Source organism: Eionea flava, assembly GCF_055393785.1.
Map to the genome: position 1 here is coordinate 1,470,692 of NZ_AP036018.1, position 25,280 is coordinate 1,495,971.

Consider the following 25,280-nt stretch of genomic DNA (forward strand, 5'->3'; position numbering starts at 1 on the left):
TAATGATTACCTCTGTTATCGCAAAAAGCGTGCCTTATTAGGCATTAATCAAAATATAAGTCGTCAGGAACATCGACCGAATACGGGAATGAAGGTCGCTGAGCAAGGCCACGTTTAAAATTACGTAACTGAAAGACGTAAGCTAATACTTTAGCAACTGCGACATAAAGCCCTTTCGGAATGGGCTCATCCAACTGAGTGGTATTATAAATAGCTCGTGCAAGTACCGGTGATTCTACAATGTCTACGCTATGCTCTTTAGCCACTTCTCTAATTCTAAAAGCGACTTGATCGACACCTTTAGCAACGACCAACGGCGTTTCCATTGAGTCGGGTTTGTATTTCACCGCAATTGAATAATGTGTGGGGTTGGTAATAACTACATCCGCTTCAGGTACTTCTCCCATCATTTTTCGATTAGCCGCTTCTTGCTGTAATTGACGCACTTTACTTTTTACTTCTGGCTTACCGTCCGTGTCTTTCATTTCGTCTTTTACTTCTTGAAGCGTCATTTTAAGTTTTTTAGCGTTCTCCCAAATTTGTATTGGTACATCAACAGCGGCAATAAGAATAGTGACCAACGATAAAGCCAGCGCTGCCCACAGGCTAATATCTAAAGAGTGAATAATAGACGTATTAATATCCTCGTAAGCGAGTGCCATTAAATTGCCTTCTAAACTTTTAAGCAAAATCAGTGATAACACGATAATTAGTACCACTTTAGCTAACGCTTTTGCTAACTCGATTAATGCGGTGACAGAAAACATGCGCTTTAAGCCAGAAGCTGGGTTCATACGACTCATTTTTGGCATCAACGACTTAGTGCTAAATAACCAACCACCTAAGGCAATTGGCCCAACAATAGCGGATACGAGCAGAATAAAGAATATTGGCATTAACGCGACAGAGGCATCATAAATCGACTGCCCCAAATAACTAAACATGTATTCTTTATCGAAGATAGCTTCTCGTGGAATAGCAAAAGTAAGATTGGCAATATCCACCATACTATTGGCTAAGATTCCACCAAACAACCATAAGCCAATCGTGCCCGCCAATAACACAGCGGTGGTAATGAGTTCTTTCGATCGGGGAACTTGGCCGTCTTCTTTTGCTTTTTCGGCCCGTTTGGGCGTGGCCTCTTCTGTTTTTTCCTGACTGCTGTCGTTCTCAGACATAGCGTTCCCATATTTTTTAGTACTGTGCCAGTTTTATGGCGATAGTAAAGTCATTGCAAAAGCAATGCCTTCATCTACAAATAGCTCAAACGCTGATAAAAATTGAGGAAAACCAACCCACATAATCATCAGTCCAAAAATGAGAGTAATAGGAAAACCCACTGCAAAAATATTCATCTGTGGCGCTGAACGGCTCATCACGCCAAATGCACTGTTTACCACTAACAACGCCGTTAGTACCGGTAACGAAATAACAAGAGCACTACCAAACATCCAGCCACCGAGTTCAACAATGCGATAGATATTACTGGTACTTAAGCCTGTTGGCCCAATAGGAATAGTGGTAAAACTTTCTACCAATATTTGAATCAACACAAGATGCCCATTAATACTGATAAAAAGTAATGTGGTCGTTAACAAATAAAACTGTGAAACAATGGTAACACTCACACCGTTACTGGGGTCATTCATCGAGGCAAAACCTAATCCCAGTTTCATCGCAATATACTGGCCTGCCAATACAAAAAGTTGAAATACAATTTGAAAAGTGAAGCCCAGCGCAACACCAATGAGTAATTGCTGAGCAACCACCACAACACTCTCTAGGCCAAATGTAGCGATAATGGGTGTGGGTGGCAGTATAGGAGCAATAAGTACGGTAACCGATACGGCAAGTACAAGACGAATGCGGGTAGAAACAACACGTACACTAAAAATAGGAGCAGCGAGAAAAAATGCCGACAAACGAGCAAGTGGTAAAAAATATTGACTAATCCATGCAATAAAATCTGACTCGAATAAACTCAGCATGAAGGTTTTTGTTAACCAATAAGCAAAGGAATATTAAGAAATAATTCGTTAAATAGATCCATAAACTGAGTAATTAACCAACCTCCTAAAAACATAATAGCGCCCAATGTGATTAATAAACGAGGAAGAAAGCTCAATGTTTGTTCATTAATTTGTGTTGCCGCTTGAAACATGCTCACTAACAAACCAACCAACAATCCGGGGCCAACAATCAACGTAACCATTAATACGGTCAGATAGAGGCCGTTACCAAATAATTGCATCACCACTTCGGGGGTCATCTTTTTCTCCGTATTAATACGTACTAAATACCAAAACTACTCGCTAATGTCCCCATTAACATCGCCCAACCATCAACGAGAACAAAGAGCATAATTTTAAACGGTAAAGAAATAATCAATGGTGACAACATCATCATACCCATTGCCATTAATACACTGGCCACCACTAAGTCGATCACTAAAAAAGGAATGAAAAGGATAAAGCCAATTTGAAAAGCTGTTTTTAATTCACTGGTAATAAATGAAGGGATTAGTACCGTTAGTGGCACCTCGTCAGGGGTATTTACCGCAGGTACATTAGCAATATCCATAAATAGCTTAAGATCACTTTCTCTAGTCTGCCCCATCATAAAACGATGAAAGGGTGAAATCACATTATCGATCGCCTGTTCAGAAGAAATTTGTTCAGCGATATAAGGCTGTAGCGCTTTTTCGTTCACCTCATTAAGTACGGGCGTCATAATAAATAGGGTTAAAAACAAAGTCATGCCGATAAGAATTTGATTGGACGGTGACTGCTGCAGGCCTAATGCCTGTCGCAAAATAGCAAAAACAATAATAATACGGGTAAACGATGTCATCATTAATAAAATGGCAGGAATAAAAGTCAGCATTGTCATTAATAACAATACTTGAATACTTAATGAGTACTCCTGTGATCCATCATCATTGGTCGTTAAGGTCACTGCGGAAAGATCGGGAAAACTGGAAAATGACTGAGTCACAGAGGCCGTTGATGATGCTTCAGTATTTTGAGCATATAAAGGCTGAGAAAACCCTAAAAACAATACGAACAACGGAGCTAAAAAATAAGATATTACTGACGCTCTACCGAAGAATAATGCAAATGTTACATTCACGATTTAGCCTCTCCTTTTTGAAAGCGCGTGAGCAATTTTGAAAAGGTATCGTTGCCTAATGCGGTCTCTTTAGTGTTGCCATTATCTATTGAGTCCGTAGGCACTAAAGGATTTTTCAGAGAAGTGATATGCCCAACAAACCCCGGGGCAACACCAATAACAACCTGTTCTTCCCCTATTTGTACGACCATTAATTTTTCTTTAGTCGATAATGGTAAGCACGCTGTAACCTTCATTAATTGACTGGATGAAAAATGGTTACTTCCCATTTTTTTGACAAACCAAGCGAGTAAAAAAATAAGGCCAACGACTAACCCTAAATACAAAAACATTTCTGCTAGGTTTTTGCCGTAATTAGGTAATTCAGGCGTTGGGGCTGCTGGGGTAATGGTAGAAGGATGTTTACTGGTTAACGTAGAATGATTGCTTTTTGTTTTATCAACCGTAGTGCTACTAATCAATGGATCTATAGTGACACTCTCACCTTGAGATAAGGCAGAAGGCGAAAAAACTATTACCAGCACCCACATAAGGCTCAATGCTGTCGTAACTTTCCAACTATTTTTCATTCATCCGCCTTTTATACCGATTTATTATTACGAGCATTACCCTAGTTTTTTAATTCTTTCGGCTGGGCTAATAACATCAGTCATCCGAATACCAAACTTCTCGTTCACAACCACAACTTCACCATGAGCAATCAATGTTCCATTCACTAAAACATTGAGAGGCTCACCCGCTAAGCGATCCAACTCGATGACCGACCCTTGGTTCAATTGTAGTAAATTCTTAATAGTGATTGATGTACTACCAACCTCCATTGAGATTGTGACGGGTATATCCAAAATAAGATCAAGCTCAGGAGAAATAGCTGTTCCGGCATGAGGGTCATTATCAAACTCTTCAAAACCTAAGGAGTCATCATCGCTTTTTTCAGTTTCTTGGGAGTCAGCGACTTCTTGTTCTTGCATCGCGGCTGCCCAATCATCATCTGCAGATGTTTCGACGTCTTCAGGGTTTTCATTAACATCATCTTCACTCATTATTAAGCCCCTTCTTCTTGTTGTTGCTGTTGTTTCGCGAGTTCCATAATTGGCGCCATACTGTCATTTTTCTTTCGTTCAATGACATTATTTACTTTCAACGCAAAATTACCATTACTTTGCCCTATATCAACTTTAAAAATAGGTACACCATTAGCAGTGGTAATATATTCATCGGGTAGATCAACAGGTATCACATCACCGTCTTTAAGATCAACAATGTCACGTAATAGGATTTTTGATTCGACAAAATTGGTATTTAATTTAACACTGGCCTGCATAATGTCTTCTCGCAATGAATTAATCCAACGATCATCCCGTTCGTCGCTATCACTTTGTAAGCCGGCATCTAGCATTTCGCGTATTGGCTCAATCATCGAATAAGGAATAGTGATATGCATTTCACCACCACCACCATCTAGCTCAACATGAAAGCTACTGACCACCACCACTTCACTTGGGCTGACAATATTTGCCATTGATGGGTTAACTTCTGAATTAACATGTTCAAACTCAATAGGAATTACAGCTCGCCATGCCTCTTTCATATCAATAAAAGCTTGCTCTAATACCATACGTACAACACGCAATTCGGTAGGTGTAAATTCCCTACCTTCAATTTTTGCATGGCGGCCGTCACCACCAAAAAAATTATCGACTAACTTAAATACAAGCTTTGCATCAAAAACAACAAGAGCAGTACCACGTAGCGGCCGAAACTTAACCATATTAAGGCTAGTAGGTACATAAAGCGTGTGTACATATTCGCCAAATTTTTGAATATTGATACCACCGACAGAAACATCTGCTGTCCGGCGCAATAAATTAAACATGCTGATACGTGTATAACGTGCAAACCGTTCGTTAATCATTTCTAAGGTAGGCATACGACCGCGCACAATACGATCTTGCGTAGTTAAGTCGTAAGTATTTACCCCACCGGCGGAGATATCACCTTGGGTATCGACATCGCCATCATCAACACCATGTAAAAGCGCATCAATTTCATCTTGTGATAATAAATCTTGCACAGTGTATTCCTTGTTATTATCAAAAAGTTAGTACTGAAGTTTGTTAAAAAACTATTTAGGAAAAATAATAAACCTTATTGCATGACAAAATTAGTAAACAGCAACTTCTCAATACCCGTTTTATCGATTTCTTGGAGCATAATATTTTGTAGCTCTTCTAGTGACTCTTGACGAAGTAACTCTCTTCCTGGTTCTGTTTGCAGGTCTTCATACACCTGCGAGCTAAATTTGAGCACTAAAGCATTACGGATCATCGGCATATGGGTTTCTATAGCTTCCACAACCTCATCGTCTCTCGTCATTAAGGTAACGTCCGCTTGTAGAAAACGTTGCCGACCTCTCGCTTGAAAATTAACAATAATCGGAGGCTTTAGTGGAAAATAAATAGCGTAGCCCTTAACCTCTTCTACCACTTCTTCTTCCGTAACAATTGGATTGCCATCCTCGTCGAGCTCTACCTCAGCACCGGCCTCAGCAACTGGTTCGGGTGATAACATTTTCACCGCGAACAAGGTACCACCGACAGAAAGCCCGATTAACACAATACCTATTACAATAAATATAATGAGCTTTTTCTTACTGCTGCCCGACTCTTCATTCTCACTATCATCGCCGTTTTCTACTTCATCATCTGCCATGTCAAAAATCCGTCGTCAAAAAGGTTTATATATATAAGAGCAATTGGTGTGCCATAAATATGTTGGCGCTCTCTTCTCTCCAATTAGGATAGCGGGAACGGTAGAAAATGCTAATTTTGAGAATAATTAAGAAGCGAGGCTATAAGGCCGAAGAGAATTTTCGGCCAAAAAAATTATGCTAGCGAGATGATTGACAATTAAGCGGGAAATTAAAATAGAGGGCTACGGTAAGAATAGATCGTAGCCGAAAAAATTCTATATATAAGCATCAACAAGACTATAGGATTGTTGGCGAGACTGAATAGGCGTTATTGTAGCCTGCAACTCTTCGTCTGAAGAATTTTGTTGTCCATAACCTGAGCTACCTTCGTTTTCAGTTTCTTTATCTTGTTGCTGAGATTGATCTGACACATCAACATCCGCTAAATTAAGCCCTTCTTCAGCAAACATCTCTCTTAATCGCGTCGACTGTTGATCGAGAGCCTCACGCACACTGGCATGCTGTACCGTAAAGCTAACTTGAGCCTGATCTTGATTAACGCCTACTTTGACTTGCAATGAGCCTAATTCAGGTGGATCAAGCTGAATAGTTGCCTCCTTAATACCCTTTGAAGACATCCACATGACTTTATCCGTTACCGCTTGCCCCCACTGACCTGCCGATTGAAAGGATGTGTTAAGAGAGATGGGGTTGGTAGGTAATAAGTCCGCAGATAATTTACTCGCTAAAGGTGATAAAACTGGGGTTGTTGATGGTAATGGTTTTTCTATATCCTTAGTCATTTGTATAAGGTCAAAATCTTTGAGACCTTCCTTATCTAAAAGGCTTATTGGTACGCCATTGTTCTTTTCGCTCATTATTTTATTCAGTATTGCGGTATTACCTAGCAATGATTCAGTTTGAGTTTGTAAGCCACTGGTTGATGATGGCTGAAGTGGTAAATGCGTATTTTTGATATTGGCATTCGCTGTAGAAACCATCGCACTTAGCGGGCTAATAGGTAGGCCAGTTATCGTATCTGCTGGCAATTCTAATTCTGACAAAGTGACATGTTCACTCTGTAACACGGAAGGTAAAGGTAGAACCTCGACAGGAACACTTAATGTTGCTTCATCTACAACCCGTGGGGAAACACTAAGCAATGGACTATTAAGTGCTGATGAGTCTGTTACCAATAATGCCGATGATTGAGTGACTTGGTCTGGCGTTTCTTGCATACCTCCAGATTCGCTGGGTGAAGAATCAGCCGATGTAATCGCTTGCCCATCTTTTAGGTCTACTGCTTTATCACTGTCTATCCTTTTATTTCCTTCGATAGGCTTATCGCCTTTCATTTCTTTGTTCGCCTCCTTCATATCCTCTCTAAAACGACTATTACTCTTTGTACTCTCAAGATGACTGTCCCCAGAGACTTTATCTGCAGGCTTTGGCACAGCGGGCAATAGACCGCCCATAGTAGAAGGCAAACTTGTCTGATTCATACATTACATCCTATTTTATATCATTCGCTACCGATAGCGGCATGTTATGACCGCACGATCACCGTTTACTTAATTAAACTAGACACCTATTCGGCAATGGTTTGCCTAATATCAGTGTAAAAATTTTTCACAGGGGTTTTAATCATTAGCGAGCAAATTAAATGCCAATAAAAAGAGTGTTTATAAGATGGCGACTAAAAGAAGGGAATTAAAGGTGGATGATTCCTTAAGTCGTCATTGAACGAATATGTTGTCTAGCCGATAGTTCGTCGATTAATTTTTGTAATTTTTTTTCATCGACTGCAGCTGAATTTTGATGTTTTTTCTCAATCATATCCTGCAAAACAGATATTTTATGCTGCTGCTCAACTAATTCTTGGCGCAACTCAGCAAGACGCGCTTCGGCAAATTGAACTTTTTCTTGCTGCTGAACAATAGCCGTCTGTAGTTGCGCACAGAAACTGCGGTAGCGGATAGATTCAATAGCACTGCAGTGCTTTTGTAGCCTTATTTTTTCTTGATATTCACCTAAGTAGTTCGTTAAATTTTGGGTTTGCTGTATTTCTTGCTCTACAAACAAACTGGCTGCCCTCACCTTTTTCGCAACCGAATCCTGACGTTGAGTGGCTTGTTGCAACACTAAGTCTAATGAAGCGGTCATCGATTGAGCCACAATTAGGTATTAACCTTAGCAGCGGCGGAAGATGTATTGGTGAATGGCTTATTGGTCTGGGCCTGCGCACTATCCATGAGCGCTTGTAATTCGACTATACTCGCATCACGAGAAACAGCATCGTCTATTCCCTGCTGAATAAACGTTTGTAGTCGAGGGAAGTACTCAATCGCCGTATCAATATCTTTGTCAGCCCCTTTAACGTAAGCACCAATATTAATTAAGTCCCGATTTTTGTAATACGTCGCCAATAACTGTTTGAAGCGCTGTAAGCGCTTGATATGTTCGGGTTCAGCAACCGTTGTTGTTACTCGACTAATAGACATTTCAACATCAATCGCGGGATAAACGCCACTTTCGGCCAGTTGTCGAGACAGTACGACATGGCCATCTAAAATAGCACGAGCAGAGTCTGCTATCGGATCTTGCAGGTCATCCCCTTCTGTTAACACAGTATAAAATGCAGTAATTGAACCACTGCCCTCTTTCCCGTTCCCTGCACGTTCAACCAATTGTGGGAGCTTGGCAAACACCGAGGGTGGATAACCTTTGGTCGCGGGTGGTTCGCCAATAGCCAGTGCGATTTCTCTCTGTGCTTGAGCATAACGAGTGAGTGAGTCCATCAACAATAGGACTTGTTTACCTTGATCCCGATAATATTCGGCTATTTGACTCGTAAGCTGAGAAGCGCGTAGCCGCATTAACGGGCTTTCGTCCGCAGGCGAAGCAACAACAACAGAGCGCGCCAAGCCCTCTTTACCCAAGCTATGCTCAATAAATTCTTTGACCTCACGACCACGTTCACCAATAAGCCCGACAACCACGACATCAGCAGTAGTGAAACGTGTCATCATGCCAAGCAAAACACTTTTACCAACCCCACTGCCCGCAAACAAACCCAAGCGCTGCCCTTTGCCTACTGGGATTAAGGCATTGATTGCACGAATGCCGACATCTAGCGAGTCTTTAATTGGGGCACGCTCTAAAGGATTAATACGCGCTGACTCTGCAGAGCGCATAGAAATATCGCTTTGTGTACTCTCTAAGCAACCTAAGCCATCAATGGGCTGCCCGAGACCATCGATGACACGTCCGAGTAGCTTTTCATTAATGGCTAATTGGCTGGCCTGAGACTGAGGAATAACCCGAGCACCTGAGCGCACGCCCATTATTGATTTAACCGGCATGAGAAACAGCTTGTCACCACTAAAGCCGACCACTTCTGCATCGAGAGATTCACCGTCATCATTTATCACCGAGCAAGGACAACCGATAGCAGCATGAAAACCAACGGCCTCCATAGTTAAGCCGACAACACGGATTAAACGCCCTTCTACCGTAGGAGTTTGATTAACGGCTTGGGGCGCTTGGTAGCGTTGTAAACGTTCGGATAATGATAGGCTACTCTGGCTCATGCGCTTGGCCTTTTGATGAAGTCGTCGGTGTGTTAATTGGGGCAGTATTTGCCGCCGGTGGTGATGTAGATTCTGCTACCGGTTGGCTTTCTGTAGATGATGCGGCTTTATTTTTATGCTTAGGCTCTTTGTTATCGGCCGCAGAGGTCTGTTGATCTTCAGTAGCGACAGATTTGTTAGCCTCTGTAACCGGCAACACAGTATTCTCAGGATCTACATCAGGATTAGCTGGAGAGTCTGATTGCGCTAAAAACTGATTGATGACAGCATCAAGCTGCTGATTCATTGATGAGTTAATCATCGTATGTTGATTATCAATACGACATCCACCAGGAAGCTGCGTGTCATCACTTTCTAGCGCCATATCGTAATCTGAATCGGCAAACCTTTCTCGCACAATATCAATGTCTTGAGGGTGTAAATAAACGGTCAAATGCTTGCTTTGGTTTGCCAGCAACTGCAAACTTTCTTGAACCACCTGCGTGACTGACGAGGAGTCTATTTTCAGCTCTCTTTTAATCACGGCTGATGTTAGCTGACAGATAATATCCACCATTTGTGTTTCAAGTGTGTCTTTTTCATTATCAAAAAAGGTGGTTAATTCTTTGGTTATTCTCTCTAGGCTGTCTAGTTTTTTTGACAACTTTTCATTACTTTCTTTTTCAGCTTTTTCAGTCCCTTGTTGATACCCTTCATCTTTTGCCTTATTAAAACCTTTTTCATAACCTTCTGCATAACCGGCTTGTTCAGCATCTTCTGTAATTTTTTTTAACTGCTCAGGAGACATACTATTGACTACATCTTCCGTATCGATTTCTTCGTCAATAATTTCTTCTTTTACTCGATTATTTTCTCCGATATTGCCACTTTTTGTTTTTTTTAATTTTGTTTCTTTACTTATTTTTTTCGCTTTTTCTCGCTCTTCTAAAACACGACGCCGTATATTGTTTTTTTCATCTTTAATCGCTGACACTGTATTTTTAGAATTGACACTCGGTAATGACCAATCATCACACTGCTCTATCGTTTCTGCGGGAATTCGAGTAACAAGACTTACCATAATTTATACAACTACATTATTGAGGAAAGAACGAATCAATCATTAGACCATTTGTTCACCACTACCACCGAGCATAATTTCACCTGCGTCAGCCATTCGACGAGCAATCGTCAATATTTCTTTCTGAGCGCCTTCAACTTCTGATAGTTTAACTGGGCCTTTCGCTTCTAGGTCATCTCGCATTAATTCAGCTGCACGTTTAGACATATTGGCAAAAACTTTCTCTTGCAAGTCATTATCCGCGCCTTTAAGAGCAACAATCAGTAATTCAGAAGAGACCTCTCTTAATAGCGCTTGAATACCACGATCGTCAACATCACGAAGATTATCAAAGACAAACATAAGATCTTGTATTTGATTACCAAGATCTTCATCCACTTCTTTAATCGCCTCCATAAGATCACCTTCAATACTACTATCAAGGTTATTCATAATTTCAGCTGCACATTTGTAGCCACCCATTGTCGTGGTTTGCGATCCAGCATTACCAGAGAATTGTTTTTCTAGAATATCGTTGAGTTCTTGTAAGGCACCGGGTTGCACCGTATCTAGTGCAGAAATTCGCATCATGATGTCGAGGCGTACCGCATCAGGAAAATAGCCGATTACTTCTGCTGATTGATCAGGGTCTAAATAGGCCAAAACAATTGCCTGAATCTGCGGATGTTCGTTTCTAACGATGTCAGCAATTGATCGAGCCTCCATCCATTTGAGGGTATCTAATCCGCTGGTATTACCACCCAGTAAAATACGATCAATGAGTCCATTGGCTTTATCTTCACCCAGTGCAGTCACCAACATACCGCGAATATAATTGTCTGCACCAACACCTAAGCCTGTTAGGTTACGCACTTGCTCCATAAAATTACCGAGAACAATATGTACTTGCTCTTGCTCAATATTAGCAAGATGGCTCATGGCAGCACCCACACGTTGCACTTCTTTTGGCCCCATATGTTTGAGTACGGCAGCAGCATCAGACTCACCTAAACTCATTAGCAAAATAGCCGCCTGTTCGACGGTCGTCATATTGAATGTGGGTTGTGCAGGAGGGGCGGCTTCACTCATTCTTCATTTATCCATCGTTTAATCACTTGAGAAACTCGGCCTGGATCTTCAGCGACCAAGCCTTTAACGGTATTCAACATTTGTTCATAGCTTTCTTCTGGCCCCGGTAGTGATAACGCTGCACTACCGGTTAATGTAACCGCCTCGTCTGATAGCTCATCGAAAGAACCTAAACCTGCAGCTTCTAAAGCAGCCAGTTGTTGTGCCTCTTCATCATCTCGTGTTTCAGAACCAGTACGTGCCAAGGTTTTTAAAATGGGGCGCAATAAACCAACAACCATAATAAGAATAATTAATAAACCGACGAGTGGTTTAATAAGCGAGGAAAACCACTCTTCTTCCCAAAAATTAATCGCTGGAATATCACCATCTTGAAAACCATCATTCAGAAACGGTGTATTAATGAGGTTAACACTATCGCCACGCGCAGCGGAAAACCCTACGGCATCGCGTACTAAAATGGCTAAACGCTCCAGCTCATTGTCTGACCATGTTTCATATTTTTGTTCGCCTGTGGCAGGGTCTGTCGTTAAGCGATCATCGATAACAACGGCTACTGACAAACGCCGTACCTTACCGACTTGATGTTTGGTATAGCTCATTGTTCGGTCGAGTTCAAAATTGCGTGTTGCCTGCGAGCGTGAGTTACTTGGTTGTGCAGCATCGCCCCCAGCACCAGGGACTGCATTTTCTGGTGCCTCAGCATCACCAGGTGGCTGATTAGTTAATGCGCCGGGTATGCCCCCTATCCCACCACCAATACGTTGCTCATCAACCGTTTGTTCGCTGCGAACAGCAGGTAAGTCGGGATTAAACATTTCTTCTGCTTGTTCGACTTGATTAAAATCAACTTGTGCTGCTACTTCTGCACGAAAACGGTCACTGCCAATAATCGGATCAAGTAGCGCTTGTATACGGCTAATAATTTTTTTCTCGACTTCTCGGGTATATTCTAATTCTTGAGCCGCCTTAACTAATTTTGGATCTTCTTCACCTTTAGAGAGTAAATTACCTTTTTGGTCAACAATGGTCACATTTTTTAGTGATAGCTCTGTGATACTCGATGCGACAAGGTTAGTCATCGCCACTACTTGAGAATTACTAATTGCTCGGCCGGGATATAAATCAACAAAGACCGATGCACGGGGTTCTCGGGCATCGCGCACAAAAACAGAACGCTTGGGAATCGCTAAATGCACACGCGCCGACCTTACAGCATTCATGCTGGTAATCGTTCTCGCTAATTCTCCCTCTAAGCCTCGGCGATAGCGCGTCGCTTCCATAAATTGGCTGGAACCGAGAGGTTGCTCTTTATCAAGTAGCTCGAAACCAACAGAACCATTATTAGGGACGCCAACTTCGGCTAATTTTAACCGTGCGTTGTGTATATCTGCTGCGGCAACTAACAACGCACCTGTTTTAGTATCGACTTTAAATTGAATAGCATTTTGCTCAAGGATAGCAATAACTTCCGATGAATCTAAATTATTGAGGCTGCTATATAATGGACGGTAATCATCTTCTTGCGTCCAAAGTACTACTGCAAAACCAATAGCTACACTCGCTGCTAACGCTACCATTAAGCCAACTTGCCTGAGCAAGTTGAGGTTATTAAATCCTTCAACTAAATTGCTGGTGGACTTGTCTTTTGTAAAGCCTTCACCGGAATTTGCTGTCGCATCTGCTGTTGCCATTATTTATATCTCGTTATCCACTGAACGGAAATTTCTTATTTTATTGGGATCGCGTTATACCGGCATGTTCATAACATCACGATAGGCTTCGACCATTTTATTTCTCACTTGCAACATCGCCTGAAACGACACGCTGGCTTTTTGCGACGCAATCATTACATCGGTAATATCGACACCCGCTTGACCCTTCTCATAAGCGGTGGCTAATTGGCTGGATGTTTTATGTAGCGCGTCTACATGATTAACCGCTTGTGTCATAACCGTGCTAAAACTGGAGGGGTCAGCAACAGGTCTTACGCCTTCCTGTAAAGGCTGTAAGGGGTTCACCGTTTTTTCTATGGGGGGCGTCTGCATCTGAGACTTTATAGATCGCATTTCAGCCAGTACGCGATTGATATCCATTCTGTCAGAAATCATATGCCACCTTTATTACATAACAACCCGTGAATTAACGGTCGAGAATGCCATTTTTTTGGCTATTCAACGACGCCCACTAGATAAAATGCACAAATTAGGCCAATTATTGACTGCTGTAATCGATAAAAAATCAGCCTTATATAAAGGCTGATTTCAACGTTAGAAAAGGAGAGGTTATGACGAGGATATGTTAACAATCGAAATCAAATTCTCGCATTTCTCTCTCTAATAAACGCTCTGCTAGCCTTTCTTCTAGGCGCCGGCGAGCATCTAATTCGATGGACGGGAGGTTTTCATTGATAGGTGCTTCTGCCTCAATATCGAGTTCATCAAAATATTCTGGCAAAGCCTGAGTGGAAGTATCATGAGCATCATTCATAGCGATCTCCTGCTAAAAACATATAAACGAAACACATTTATCGGTAAATGAGGGAGGGATCCTAAATTACAAATATGTCACTGATGTGACAAAGCCATAACAGTGCTACATTGTATTATTGAGCTTAAGTGCCCTACCCCTACAAATGAAATTTACCGCTAGAAAACAAATAGATCAATACTCAGTAATAGACATTTTTATTATAAAACACCTTTTTGTAAGCTCTGTACGTTTATAAGAAATATGACTATAGGCGCTCATCGCTTCCCGTTAACGTTTAAAAAATAGATTTCAAGCCTTCAGTCAACGATATCATCAGCATGGATACTGATGTTAAGCCTACATGGATGTATTTACGACGGGCTTTGACTGAAGACCTCAAATCGGCGTTGCTATCTACATTAGTTTTCCAACATGCCCGCCTCTCGCATTTTGGCTAATTTATATCGCAAAGTTCTAGGGCTAACACCCAATTTTTCTGCTGTATTTTTTCGACTACCATTTTCTTCTTTTAATGTTGCAGCGATAATTTCAAATTCTTTTTGCTGTAGGTTTTCACCTAAATGTTGTGCCGAAAAATCGACTTGCTCCACGCTTTTTTCTAGATTTTCACCAGAAGTTATTACTTCTTTTTGTTCTGCTGAATATGTACTCACTTGAGTAGAGTCGCCATTCATATGATTAAAACCATGAGAGGTTGAGTCAAGAGAAGAAGCATCTGCCGGGCAATATAGCGCTTGTGGTTGAACGGTTGGCATCATCCCTATATGTAAACCTAAATCGTTTTCTTGAATAATGTTTCCCTGTTGAAGTATAAGTGCACGCTGAATCACATTATCAAGCTCTCTTACATTACCCGGCCATTGATAAGCAACCAACGCTTTAGACGCACTCGCATCTATCGACATTTGTCCACGCTTTTGCTTCATTGAATGCTTGGTTAGTAATAACTTCGCTAATGGTAAAATATCGTCAGTGCGCTCTCGCAGTGGTTTCCATACAAGAGGTAAAACACTTAGGCGATAATACAAATCCTCTCTAAATTTACCCTGGGCCACATGATTTGCCATATCACGATTAGAGGTTGCGATAACTCTTACATCCAAAGAAATAATTTTTTTACCCCCTAATCGCTCAACTTCTTGTTCTTGTAATACGCGTAATAGCTTAGCCTGTAAACCAATATCCATTTCAGATATTTCATCTAACAGTAAGGTTCCTCCATTGGCTTGCTCAAATTTACCGGGAGTACTGGCAAGTGCCCCTGTGTAAGCACCTTTTTCATAACCAAATAACATGGCTTCCAACATATTTTCTGGAATAGCAGCACAATTAATCGCAATGAATGGTTTATTTACACGATCTGATTGCTGGTGTATAAATCGGGCTAAGACTTCTTTTCCTGTACCTGATTCACCTAAAATAAGAGCAGTAGAACTCGATTGAGCAACTCTTTTACTCAACTGTAATAACTGCTGACTGTAGGCATCCTCTGCTACAGGACTATCGGTGTCGCTAGTTATTGCGCTGCCTAAATAACGTGCAACAATGTCGACGAGCTCTTTAGGTTCAAACGGTTTCACCAAATAATCTACCGCTCCATGGCGTATGGCATCAACCGAATCTCGAACACTGCCGTAAGCGGTCATTAAAAGTACAGGTAAGTGCCCATGATGCTCCGTTATATGTTGCAATAAATCATGGCCACTCATTTCACCCATATTAATATCTGAAACAACCATAGAAATATTTTTATGCTGATCCAATAATGCTAAGGCCTGCTCGGCGCTTTTTGCACTGACAACCTCATAATGAGCAAGAGCAAGAGTATCTTGAAGTGCTTCTCTCAACGAAAAGTCATCCTCTACGACTAATATTACTTGCGACGTTTTTTTACTTTTGAATGAACGCGGTTCAAAAGCACTTGATAAGGTTGATTGGGACATTAAAGCGGACATAGTCAGGTCTCTCTGTCTTTTATGGGAATATAAGGAACTTCTAAATAGGTCGCGAATGATTTTTCACTCCGATTTATTAAGAGGTTATATCAATTAAATATTTACCAGAATCGGAAGGTGTAGTGACGCCGTTGCACCTATCGGCACATTGTTTTGCAATATAAAAACACCGCCGTTATGGGCTTTAGCCATTGTATTAACAACAGACAGACCAATACCTGTTCCTTGAGATTTTGTTGTAAAAAATAGATCATTAACCTGTGTTTTTACGCTATCGTCGATACCGGAACCATTATCAACAATATCAATTTTCAAGATGTTTTTTTCATGGTCACAGCCCGCGTAAATAGCAATATGAAGTTGCCCTTTCGTATCCATTGCTTGCAAACTATTATTGATGAGATTGAGTATTGCACCTGTCAATGCATCTTTATTGCAATGCATTGTTCTATTGCTATCTGCAATAAGCCACTGACAACCCACTTCGTATTGCTCAAATATCATTTCTGTTGATTCTTTTAGCAACGACTCAAGATCACCAATGGTCAGCTGATCATTTAGCGGCATTTCCGCTTTAACAAATAACAGCATATCCCTAACCTGCCTTTCCATATCATGCAGGCGATTGAGTATTTTTTGTGTGAACTCTGTACGTGTATTTTCGGGTAGCGATTCATTTAATAAATGATTGCTATAAAGCATGGCTGATGACAATGGGGTACGTACTTGATGTGCGAGTGTTGACATCATTTTACCCAAAGCGGTTAAACGTTCATGCCGACTGAGCTGCGCCTGCAAATGTCTTGTTTCTGTCTGGTCGGTTAATAAGATTATCTGGCCATCTTCACCGAGTGATCGTGTGGCAATATTTATGCGTTGACCTTTGTTATTTGAAACCTCATGACCATCATCACTCTTTGGCGCAAAGCAATGACTAATAACATCTCTCCATAGCTGACCTTTCAGCAGCGGTTCCAACATATCTTCTGCTGCAGGATTAACATCAACAATGACACCTCTCTGATCTAAAACAATCACACCACCCGGTAAAAAATTAATGAGCTGCTCTAAGCGATTGGCTACTTGCTCTTTGCCTTTTAATTCTTTTATGCGTTGCTCGCTGACATCATGTAATTCGGAGGTTAAATCCGCCACACGATGCTCTAGTAAACTATAGGACTGTGTTAATTGTTCAGATAGATCTGAAAATAAATCTACTGTTGACTTAGAGAGCTTTTGATCTTGCTTTCGTGCATTAGAAATTGGAGTGCTTGCCTGAATAGCACTAGCATCAACATTCCCTTTATCTTTTAAAGGATTGAGCAGCACATTAGGCAGTGGAATATCTGTCGACGAATTGTAATGAGCGATTTCTACCATAGCGTCCTCTAATAAGAAAAACCAATTAACATAAACAGGTCATTAACATCTTATTAGCAAAGGCAGTGCCAATTAAAAAACACGTTTAAAATCAATCAATAACAGAGGTGTTAGAAGATGGAGAAGAAAAAGCGACAAAAAAGTGTCGTGACTGAATCAATAAACTACAATTCAAGATACCTGCTTTCGCAGGTATGACGGCGAGGATATTATTCCGGACAGTTGTAGCACTTAATGCGCTACATCCATAATATCAGTACTTGCTAGACTCCGGCTTTCACCGGAGTAATTTGTTACGAGCGTTCTTAGTAAGTCGCTGCATTTTGTGAACGATAGATATCAACATCGGCATTAGCTTCTAAGGCTGCCAACCAAGCACGATACTCGTCATTAGAAATTCCCGAAGATAAACTCGTGCGCAAACTTTCTCTCTCAGCATCCGTTAGGTTTTCGGTGTCACCGGGCGTCACTTTAGACAGGCTTACAATGACATAGTCACCACTATCTAGATGTGTTTCCAGTATTGATACTTCTGACTCTGCCGGATATGGCATTTCAAATACTTTGGCGAGGAGATCTTCAGGAACACCTGCGGTATTTCTTTGCGCATCGGTTTGTGTCTCAACGGTTACTGATTCTGTTTCTGCTACGTCAGTAATAGTTACGCCGCTATCAATAGCTACACGCAAAGTGCGTGCTTGTTCAGCCACTTGAGCCTTAGCCTTTTCTAGTTGAAGTTCTTCAATAATAGATTGACGCTTTTCATCTAGCGTCAAGGTTCGAACGGGCTTGTGATCAATGAGTTTAATCACAACCGCTCGGTCTGATGATAGATTGATCACTTCGCTACTATGCCCTTCACGCACCACGTCATTACTAAATGCCGCTTCTACGATGCGCACATCCTGCAGAACTGGATCTGTCGAAGAAGCCGTTTCGCGTGAAAACAGTGTTGTTTTACGCGCTTCAATACCGATTTCATTAGCGACTTCACTCAGGTTTTCAGCGTTATAGGCTAAATCTTCTAATGTTTGAACATCTTGTATAAACTGTTCTTCCGCTTGTGAGCGCTGTAAATCACTGAGGATTTTCGCCCGCTGACTTTCAAAAGTAGGAGCTGAATTCTCTTCTATGCTAACAAGTTTAATAAAATGTGTCGCACCGTCAATTTCTACAGGTTTGGAAACTTCACCCGCAGATAAAGAGAGAAGTGTCTCTTCAAAGGCTTCAGGAAAAGCATCACCAGTACTGACGCCTAAGCTACCGCCATTATCTCGTGTACCAAAGTCATCTGAATATTCTGAGGCTAATGCCGAAAAGTCACCACCTGCGGCTAGCTTTTCTTGAATTTCTGCGATTTTTTGCACAGCAGTATCATCACTTCCCTCTACCATGATATGTGCAGCTTCACGTTGTGTACTCGACTGATAACTAGCAACGATCGCGTCATACTGTTGCTGAATAGCCGCATCATCAATGGTGATATCCTTTGAAATCTCATCAATATTAATATCAATATACTCAATCGCAATCTCTTCTGTAGATAAGTAATCTTGCTTATTTGAATCATAATGAGATACAACTTCATCATCCGAAACACTGATACTAGCGGGTAAGTCACCTAGTGGCAGTGTTATCCACGAAAAATCTCGTGTTTGACGAGATAACGAAACGGCTTGGTTTATTTCTTGATCAGTCACAAAATCACTAGAAACAACCGCTGTTTGTAGTTGATTAGCCAATAAATCACTTTTCAGCAGTTCTCTAAAGGACGTCGGTGTATGTCCTAAATTTCTCACACTTTGTAAAAACTGTTGCTGATTAAACGTTCCTTCTAGTTGGAAGATGGGCTGTTCTAGAATTGCTTGATCCACCTCTTTTTCAGAAAAGGTCATATTGCCTTCTTTGGCACTGCTTACCATTAACGAACGCTGTATAAGGCTGCTCATCGCTGACTCACGCAACCGCTCGTCCGTGAAAAATGCGGCGGGAAAGCTATCGCCAAATTGAGACTGCAAACGTTGTCGCTCTCGCGCTATAGCAAGCTGAACATCTCGCTCGGTAATCACTACACCATCAACTTCAGCAGCCTCACCAACATGTGACGAGCCATAAAATAGGTTTTCAACACCCACTAATGCTAACGGAATCGTTAATAAACCAATTAAAAAGACAGCAACTAATCCCTTAGTTTTATTTCGCATTGCTTGCAGCATATATGGCCTCTATAAAAATACGTGTTATATGGTGATGATTCAGTGGTGTAATTAATTGTTAAATCAGTCAAAATTATTAGTAAATAATATCACAATCATCATGAATCACTGATGACATGGTGCAATACTACTACCAAAAAAATAACGAATACATCGACGAGCAATTAAACATTCAAAAGAACCAACAACCTAACTTTTATTATTATGAATAATGAAAAAAGGCGCATAAATGCACCTTTTTTCATTGCTCAATTTGATAACGTAAACTGTCGTCTACCTCATCAAGAAAGAACGTTATTTATGAATTTACAGCATCTTTCAATGATTTACCGGCTTTAAAGCCAGGAATTTTTGCTGCTGCGATCTGAATAGGTGCACCAGTTTGTGGGTTGCGACCTGTTCGAGCGGCACGGTCCTTAACAGAAAATGTACCAAATCCCACTAAAGTCACTTGATCACCCTTCTTTAAGGTATCTTCTATAGTATCAATAACTGCGTCTAATGCGCGACCAGCCGCTGCTTTAGGAAGATCTGCTGATGCAGCGATAGCGTCGATAAGCTCTGATTTATTCACAATGTGCCCCTTTTAATTAGTATGTTGTTATTGTCATTGCCATGTCTTTAAAAACGATGAGCAGATAAGACAGTTGGTATTTATAACTACGTTGCTTAACGATTATATCAAGTTCGTTAACATCGTAGATTGATTGTAGTGCAATAGTTCACTTTGCTATTTTTACTAACTCATAGCGTTCTACGTAATACATATCATCAACACCATCTAGGTGAGAGTGATGTATGCTTACCACATACATTGAAGCGCTTTTAACAAAATGTGTCTGGCAGTAATCGCTTGCTTTATAGCAAAATCAAACAAGTGAATACAGAGGATTTTGGCTATTTACCAGCCTATAGTCATCCTACCATCTGTATCGTCAGTGCTTAACTGCCGATCCATTCTTCGATTGCATTTCTTTAGCTTCTAAGGCTTTAGCTTCCAAAGCCTTATACTCGTCGTCGCTTAGCGACACCGGCAGGGATTGTAACGCAATTTCTAGTACTTGGTCTATCCACTTAACAGGGATAATACGTAAATCTGCCTTAATATTATCAGGAATTTCTTTTAAATCTCGCTCATTGCCGTGAGGGATGATGACAGTTTTGATGCCACCTCTATGTGCAGCCAATAATTTTTCCTTAAGCCCTCCAATTCTTAGCACTTCACCTCTTAGAGTCACTTCACCCGTCATCGCCACTTCGGCTTTTACCGGTGTACTCGTCAATACCGAAACCAGAGCAGTTGTCATTGCAATACCCGCACTTGGGCCATCTTTTGGTGTGGCACCTTCAGGGACATGAATATGTATATCAAACTTTTCAAGATAGTTAGGCGCTATACCTAACATTTGCGCTCGGGAACGTACGACGGTGAGCGCTGCTTGTATCGATTCCTGCATGACATCACCAAGCGAGCCCGTTTTCATCATATGGCCTTTACCATACACCGCAGATGCTTCGATCGTCAGTAGTTCTCCGCCAACTTGTGTCCAAGCTAAGCCAGTCACTTGCCCCACTTGGTTTTCAGACTCCGCTATGCCATAGTCATGTTTTCTTACACCTAAGTACTCTTCGATATTATCTTGGTTTATAGTTAGGGTTTTCAAAGACTTATCTTTGGCAAAAGCAGCAACAGACTTACGTGATAATTTAGCGATTTCTCGGTCTAAGTTACGGACACCTGCTTCTCGCGTAAAATATCTCACCACATCACGAATGGCACTATCATCAACGGTAAGTTCACCTTGCTTAAGGCCGTTAAGCTTCATTTGTTTAGGTATTAGGTATTTTTGTGCGATATTAAGCTTTTCGTCTTCGGTGTACCCCGGAATGCGTATAACTTCCATTCGATCCAATAAGGGTCCGGGGATATTCATAGAGTTTGATGTACACACAAACATCACATCCGATAAGTCGTAGTCGACTTCAAGATAGTGATCATTGAAGGTATGGTTTTGCTCTGGATCTAGTACTTCAAGTAGTGCTGAAGCTGGATCACCCCGATGATCCATACCCATCTTGTCGATTTCATCGAGTAAAAACAGTGGGTTTTTAACACCCACTTTGGACATTTTTTGAACGAGCTTCCCAGGCATCGAGCCGATGTAAGTTCGGCGATGACCGCGTATTTCAGCTTCATCCCTTACACCACCTAACGCCATTCGAATAAACTTTCGGTTGGTTGCTCGTGCGATAGACTCGCCCAAGGAGGTTTTACCAACGCCCGGGGGGCCAACTAAGCACAAAACAGGCCCTTTAACACGCTTAACTCGCGCTTGAACTGCAAGATACTCTAGGATGCGCTCTTTTACATCGTCTAAACCGTAATGATCTTCTTCTAATATCTTTTCAGCTCTTAGTAAATCGTTACGGACTTTACTTCGCTTTTTCCATGGAACATTAATCATCCAATCTATGTAAGAACGTAATACTGACGCCTCTGCAGACATTGGAGACATCATTTTTAATTTGTTTAACTCAGATAACGCTTTTTCAGATGCCTCTTTGTGCATGCCCGCATCTTTAATTTTTCTTTCTAGCTCTTCTCCTTCGCTAACCTCTTCTCCAAGGTCTCCTAACTCCTTTTGGATCGCTTTCATTTGCTCATTCAAATAATACTCGCGCTGGCTCTTTTCCATTTGCTTCTTAACACGTCCACGAATGCGTTTTTCGACTTGGTGGGCATCTATTTCTGCATCCATAAGTGACAACAAATGCTCTAAGCGATCTTGCTCACTTTGTATCTCTAAGGCTTCCTGCTTCTGTGGTAGCTGTAGAGACATATGTGCCGCAATGGTATCTGCTAAGCGTCCTGGCTCATCAATACCCGATAGGGAGGTCATCACTTCAGCGGGTACTTTTTTACTAAGTTCGACATAACGCTCAAACTGATGCATCACTGTGCTCATTAAAACTTTTGCATCATCTTCGCTCAGCGTTTGTGCCTTAACAAGGCTCACACTAGCTCGAATAAATGTTTCTTCATCAACAAGCTCAGTGATTTGTGCTCGATAAGCACCTTCCACAAGTACTTTGACCGTGCCGTCAGGTAGTTTCAATAACTGCAGAATGGACGCAACTGTACCAATTTCGTAAAGACCTTCTGCACTAGGGTCATCATCGTTGGCATCTTTTTGAGCAACGAGTACCACTTGCTTACTCGTCTGCATCGCTTCTTCTAGCGCTTTTATCGACTTTGCCCTTCCTACAAATAAAGGCAGTACCATATGCGGGTAAACAACGACATCGCGCAATGGCAATAAGGGAAACTCTGACTTTTCAGCGGCTTCTGATGACGACACTATTCGGACCTCTCAATTAAGTAGACGTTAAATGCTTGGCTTAGTAAAAGCTAAAGGAGCAACGGCGACAAATACACTAATCACTCTATTTGTACCGGATTAATTTACATTTTTATAAGGAACGCTGGAAAAATCATGAATGGGATTATTTCATTCAAGCGTATTCAAAAGCTCCATACTAAATATAGTATTTATTAATAATTTATAGTGGTGGTTTGATGGCTGAATTACAACGGCTAAAATCACTTAATTAAGATAAGCCACATACAAAAACGGCTTTCTTAATTAAGAAAGCCGTTTTTCGAATCCACAATAATTATTCTTCTGATATAGCCTTTGCTTGATCACCATTATCATAGACAAGTAATGGATCTGACTCGCCATTAATAACACCTTCATCCACAACAACTTTAACCACATTCTCTTCAGAAGGAATGCGGTACATAGTATCCAGTAATACCGCTTCCATAATAGACCTAAGGCCTCGCGCACCGGTTTTTCTCACCATCGCTTTAGTTGCCACTGCTTTAAGCGCATCGTCCCTAAAGTCTATTTCTACACCTTCCATATCAAACAACTTGGTGTACTGCTTCGTCAACGAGTTCTTAGGCTCAGTAAGAATTTGAATAAGTGCTGCTTCGTCCAGCTCTTCTAGTGTTGCTATCATGGGTAGACGACCAACAAACTCAGGGATAAGACCGTAGCTCACCAAATCTTCAGACTCTAGCTCTTTGAGTGCTTCACCCACGCCTTTATCGTCATTTTTGTTTTTAACAACTGCCCCAAAGCCTATACCGCCTTTTTCTGAACGATCACGAATAACTTTGTCTAAACCCGCAAATGCGCCACCACAAACAAACAGTATATTGGAAGTATCAACTTGCAAAAACTCTTGCTGAGGATGCTTGCGCCCACCTTGCGGAGGTACAGAGGCAACCGTACCTTCAATGAGTTTTAATAGTGCTTGCTGCACACCTTCGCCGGATACATCGCGAGTAATAGATGGGTTATCACTTTTACGTGAAATCTTATCGATTTCATCAATATAAACAATACCTTGCTGCGCCTTATCAACGTCATAATCACATTTTTGCAACAATTTTTGAATGATATTTTCAACATCTTCCCCCACATAACCGGCTTCGGTTAAGGTGGTGGCATCTGCAATAGTAAAAGGTACATCAAGTAAACGAGCTAATGTCTCGGCCAATAATGTTTTACCACTACCGGTAGGCCCAACCATTAAAATATTACTTTTACCAAGCTCAACAGTATCTTTTTCTTTACCGGCTTCTTCACCAAAACGCAGGCGTTTATAGTGGTTGTACACCGCTACGGATAAAACACGCTTAGCACGAAATTGGCCAATAACATATTGATCAAGAATCTCTGTAATCTCTTTCGGTGTCGGTAGCTTTTCAGAACTACCTTCTGTCGTCGTGCTCTCTTGAATTTCTTCACGAATAATATCGTTGCACAAATCAACGCACTCATCGCATATAAACACAGAGGGGCCAGCAATTAACTTGCGGACTTCGTGCTGACTTTTCCCACAAAAAGAGCAATAAAGTAGTTTGCCACTATCATCACTTCCGTCTTTACCGTTATCGGCCATCTTATTACCTTGCTTTCTATCTATATTTCAATCTTTAACGTACGTTGTTCAAAAATACACTATATCGAAGTTATTCCGTCACGCGAGACGTTAACACGTCATCAACTAAGCCATAAGCTTTAGACTCATCTGCACTCATAAAGCGATCTCGTTCTGTATCACGCGCAACATCTTCAACATCTCGCCCCGAGTGCTTAGCCATAATTTCATTTAATCGTTGACGTATCTTGAGAATTTCTTCTGCATGAATAGAGATATCCGTTGCCTGACCTTGTGCGCCACCACTTGGTTGGTGAATCATGGTACGCGCATTAGGTAAACAAAAACGTTTGCCAGGAGCACCCGCATTGAGAAGAAAGGCGCCCATACTACAGGCTTGACCAATACACATCGTGCTTACATCTGGCTTTATAAATTGCATGGTATCGTAAATAGACATACCTGCAGTCACCGAGCCACCTGGAGAGTTGATGTATAAATGAATATCTTTATCTGGGTTTTCAGCTTCTAGGAACAATAACTGAGCAACAACCAAGTTCGCCATATGGTCTTCCACCTGCCCGACCATGAAAATCACACGTTCTTTAAGTAAACGCGAGTAGATGTCATAAGAGCGTTCACCACGAGCGGTTTGCTCAACAACCATTGGTACTAGGCCACTGTTAGTCACATCCATCGCAGACGATACTGAAGCTAATCCACCATGCAATACATTCTGAGGTT

The 25,280-nt window shown here is 41.3% G+C and carries 23 protein-coding genes; all 23 read right to left on the reverse strand.

Annotated features, from left to right (window positions below; all coding sequences use genetic code 11):
• Positions 1-44: 44 nt before the first annotated feature.
• Entirely contained in the window at positions 45-1,178 is a 1,134-nt protein-coding gene (flhB, locus tag ACZ5O6_RS06455; RefSeq protein WP_447091648.1) for a flagellar biosynthesis protein FlhB, read from the reverse strand.
• A gap of 33 nt (positions 1,179-1,211) precedes the next feature.
• On the reverse strand, positions 1,212-1,988 hold the full coding sequence (gene fliR / locus ACZ5O6_RS06460; RefSeq protein ID WP_447091649.1) for a flagellar biosynthetic protein FliR: 777 nt from the start codon (positions 1,986-1,988) through the stop codon (positions 1,212-1,214).
• An 11-nt stretch (positions 1,989-1,999) separates the two neighbouring features.
• Complete coding sequence (locus ACZ5O6_RS06465) at positions 2,000-2,269, reverse strand: flagellar biosynthetic protein FliQ (RefSeq protein ID WP_447091650.1); 270 nt, start codon at positions 2,267-2,269, stop codon at positions 2,000-2,002.
• A 23-nt stretch (positions 2,270-2,292) separates the two neighbouring features.
• Positions 2,293-2,994 carry a flagellar type III secretion system pore protein FliP gene (gene fliP / locus ACZ5O6_RS06470; protein ID WP_447091738.1) on the reverse strand — a complete coding sequence of 234 codons (702 nt, stop codon included), beginning with the start codon at positions 2,992-2,994 and terminating at the stop codon, positions 2,293-2,295.
• 131 nt (positions 2,995-3,125) lie between these two features.
• On the reverse strand, positions 3,126-3,698 hold the full coding sequence (gene fliO / locus ACZ5O6_RS06475; RefSeq protein WP_447091651.1) for a flagellar biosynthetic protein FliO: 573 nt from the start codon (positions 3,696-3,698) through the stop codon (positions 3,126-3,128).
• Positions 3,699-3,734: 36 nt separating this feature from the next.
• Entirely contained in the window at positions 3,735-4,172 is a 438-nt protein-coding gene (fliN, locus tag ACZ5O6_RS06480) for a flagellar motor switch protein FliN (RefSeq protein WP_447091652.1), read from the reverse strand.
• Positions 4,173-4,174: 2 nt separating this feature from the next.
• Positions 4,175-5,203 (reverse strand): flagellar motor switch protein FliM, encoded by a 1,029-nt coding sequence (gene fliM, locus ACZ5O6_RS06485; protein ID WP_447091653.1) that lies wholly within the window; start codon positions 5,201-5,203, stop codon positions 4,175-4,177.
• Between the two features lie 74 nt (positions 5,204-5,277).
• The gene (locus ACZ5O6_RS06490) at positions 5,278-5,841 is read right to left on the reverse strand and encodes a flagellar basal body-associated FliL family protein (RefSeq protein WP_447091654.1); all 564 of its coding nucleotides are present in this window, start codon (positions 5,839-5,841) and stop codon (positions 5,278-5,280) included.
• Between the two features lie 255 nt (positions 5,842-6,096).
• Complete coding sequence (locus ACZ5O6_RS06495; RefSeq protein WP_447091655.1) at positions 6,097-7,323, reverse strand: flagellar hook-length control protein FliK; 1,227 nt, start codon at positions 7,321-7,323, stop codon at positions 6,097-6,099.
• Positions 7,324-7,549: 226 nt separating this feature from the next.
• The gene (locus ACZ5O6_RS06500; RefSeq protein ID WP_447091656.1) at positions 7,550-7,984 is read right to left on the reverse strand and encodes a flagellar export protein FliJ; all 435 of its coding nucleotides are present in this window, start codon (positions 7,982-7,984) and stop codon (positions 7,550-7,552) included.
• 14 nt (positions 7,985-7,998) lie between these two features.
• Positions 7,999-9,411 carry a flagellar protein export ATPase FliI gene (fliI, locus tag ACZ5O6_RS06505; RefSeq protein ID WP_447091657.1) on the reverse strand — a complete coding sequence of 471 codons (1,413 nt, stop codon included), beginning with the start codon at positions 9,409-9,411 and terminating at the stop codon, positions 7,999-8,001.
• Complete coding sequence (locus ACZ5O6_RS06510) at positions 9,398-10,471, reverse strand: FliH/SctL family protein (protein ID WP_447091658.1); 1,074 nt, start codon at positions 10,469-10,471, stop codon at positions 9,398-9,400. Before ACZ5O6_RS06510 ends, fliI begins: the two co-directional genes overlap by 14 nt.
• Before the next feature lie 42 nt (positions 10,472-10,513).
• Positions 10,514-11,539, reverse strand: a complete 1,026-nt coding sequence (fliG, locus tag ACZ5O6_RS06515) for a flagellar motor switch protein FliG (protein WP_447091659.1) — start codon at positions 11,537-11,539, stop codon at positions 10,514-10,516.
• Positions 11,536-13,233 (reverse strand): flagellar basal-body MS-ring/collar protein FliF, encoded by a 1,698-nt coding sequence (gene fliF / locus ACZ5O6_RS06520; RefSeq protein ID WP_447091660.1) that lies wholly within the window; start codon positions 13,231-13,233, stop codon positions 11,536-11,538. The genes fliG and fliF overlap by 4 nt, the downstream gene beginning before the upstream one ends.
• Positions 13,234-13,287: 54 nt before the next feature.
• A complete protein-coding gene (gene fliE, locus ACZ5O6_RS06525; protein ID WP_447091739.1) occupies positions 13,288-13,647 on the reverse strand; it encodes a flagellar hook-basal body complex protein FliE in 360 nt (119 codons plus the stop codon).
• A gap of 193 nt (positions 13,648-13,840) precedes the next feature.
• Positions 13,841-14,029, reverse strand: coding sequence for a PA3496 family putative envelope integrity protein (locus ACZ5O6_RS06530; protein WP_447091661.1), 189 nt, complete (start codon positions 14,027-14,029; stop codon positions 13,841-13,843).
• Positions 14,030-14,430: 401 nt separating this feature from the next.
• Positions 14,431-15,987: a sigma-54-dependent transcriptional regulator gene (locus tag ACZ5O6_RS06535; protein WP_447091662.1), complete on the reverse strand. Its 1,557-nt coding sequence runs from the start codon at positions 15,985-15,987 to the stop codon at positions 14,431-14,433.
• Positions 15,988-16,080: 93 nt separating this feature from the next.
• On the reverse strand, positions 16,081-17,367 hold the full coding sequence (locus ACZ5O6_RS06540; protein ID WP_447091663.1) for a sensor histidine kinase: 1,287 nt from the start codon (positions 17,365-17,367) through the stop codon (positions 16,081-16,083).
• A gap of 305 nt (positions 17,368-17,672) precedes the next feature.
• Positions 17,673-19,583 carry a SurA N-terminal domain-containing protein gene (locus ACZ5O6_RS06545; protein ID WP_447091664.1) on the reverse strand — a complete coding sequence of 637 codons (1,911 nt, stop codon included), beginning with the start codon at positions 19,581-19,583 and terminating at the stop codon, positions 17,673-17,675.
• A 298-nt stretch (positions 19,584-19,881) separates the two neighbouring features.
• A complete protein-coding gene (locus ACZ5O6_RS06550; RefSeq protein WP_447091665.1) occupies positions 19,882-20,157 on the reverse strand; it encodes an HU family DNA-binding protein in 276 nt (91 codons plus the stop codon).
• 361 nt (positions 20,158-20,518) lie between these two features.
• On the reverse strand, positions 20,519-22,942 hold the full coding sequence (lon, locus tag ACZ5O6_RS06555) for an endopeptidase La (protein WP_447091666.1): 2,424 nt from the start codon (positions 22,940-22,942) through the stop codon (positions 20,519-20,521).
• Between the two features lie 316 nt (positions 22,943-23,258).
• On the reverse strand, positions 23,259-24,557 hold the full coding sequence (gene clpX, locus ACZ5O6_RS06560) for an ATP-dependent Clp protease ATP-binding subunit ClpX (protein WP_447091667.1): 1,299 nt from the start codon (positions 24,555-24,557) through the stop codon (positions 23,259-23,261).
• A 70-nt stretch (positions 24,558-24,627) separates the two neighbouring features.
• Positions 24,628-25,233: an ATP-dependent Clp endopeptidase proteolytic subunit ClpP gene (gene clpP, locus ACZ5O6_RS06565; RefSeq protein ID WP_447091740.1), complete on the reverse strand. Its 606-nt coding sequence runs from the start codon at positions 25,231-25,233 to the stop codon at positions 24,628-24,630.
• Positions 25,234-25,280: the final 47 nt, after the last annotated feature.

Bases quoted from the DNA above. Each gene is read 5' to 3' on its own strand.
- flhB (WP_447091648.1), bottom strand. From the start codon at position 1,178: ATGTCTGAGAACGACAGCAGTCAGGAAAAAACAGAAGAGGCCACGCCC.
- fliR (WP_447091649.1), bottom strand. From the start codon at position 1,988: ATGCTGAGTTTATTCGAGTCAGATTTTATTGCATGGATTAGTCAATAT.
- ACZ5O6_RS06465 (WP_447091650.1), bottom strand. From the start codon at position 2,269: ATGACCCCCGAAGTGGTGATGCAATTATTTGGTAACGGCCTCTATCTG.
- fliO (WP_447091651.1), bottom strand. From the start codon at position 3,698: ATGAAAAATAGTTGGAAAGTTACGACAGCATTGAGCCTTATGTGGGTG.
- fliN (WP_447091652.1), bottom strand. From the start codon at position 4,172: ATGAGTGAAGATGATGTTAATGAAAACCCTGAAGACGTCGAAACATCT.
- ACZ5O6_RS06490 (WP_447091654.1), bottom strand. From the start codon at position 5,841: ATGGCAGATGATGAAGTAGAAAACGGCGATGATAGTGAGAATGAAGAG.
- ACZ5O6_RS06495 (WP_447091655.1), bottom strand. From the start codon at position 7,323: ATGAATCAGACAAGTTTGCCTTCTACTATGGGCGGTCTATTGCCCGCT.
- ACZ5O6_RS06500 (WP_447091656.1), bottom strand. From the start codon at position 7,984: ATGACCGCTTCATTAGACTTAGTGTTGCAACAAGCCACTCAACGTCAG.
- fliI (WP_447091657.1), bottom strand. From the start codon at position 9,411: ATGAGCCAGAGTAGCCTATCATTATCCGAACGTTTACAACGCTACCAA.
- ACZ5O6_RS06510 (WP_447091658.1), bottom strand. From the start codon at position 10,471: ATGGTAAGTCTTGTTACTCGAATTCCCGCAGAAACGATAGAGCAGTGT.
- fliG (WP_447091659.1), bottom strand. From the start codon at position 11,539: ATGAGTGAAGCCGCCCCTCCTGCACAACCCACATTCAATATGACGACC.
- fliF (WP_447091660.1), bottom strand. From the start codon at position 13,233: ATGGCAACAGCAGATGCGACAGCAAATTCCGGTGAAGGCTTTACAAAA.
- ACZ5O6_RS06530 (WP_447091661.1), bottom strand. From the start codon at position 14,029: ATGAATGATGCTCATGATACTTCCACTCAGGCTTTGCCAGAATATTTT.
- ACZ5O6_RS06535 (WP_447091662.1), bottom strand. From the start codon at position 15,987: ATGTCCGCTTTAATGTCCCAATCAACCTTATCAAGTGCTTTTGAACCG.
- ACZ5O6_RS06540 (WP_447091663.1), bottom strand. From the start codon at position 17,367: ATGGTAGAAATCGCTCATTACAATTCGTCGACAGATATTCCACTGCCT.
- ACZ5O6_RS06545 (WP_447091664.1), bottom strand. From the start codon at position 19,583: ATGCTGCAAGCAATGCGAAATAAAACTAAGGGATTAGTTGCTGTCTTT.
- clpX (WP_447091667.1), bottom strand. From the start codon at position 24,557: ATGGCCGATAACGGTAAAGACGGAAGTGATGATAGTGGCAAACTACTT.
- clpP (WP_447091740.1), bottom strand. From the start codon at position 25,233: ATGGATGTGACTAACAGTGGCCTAGTACCAATGGTTGTTGAGCAAACC.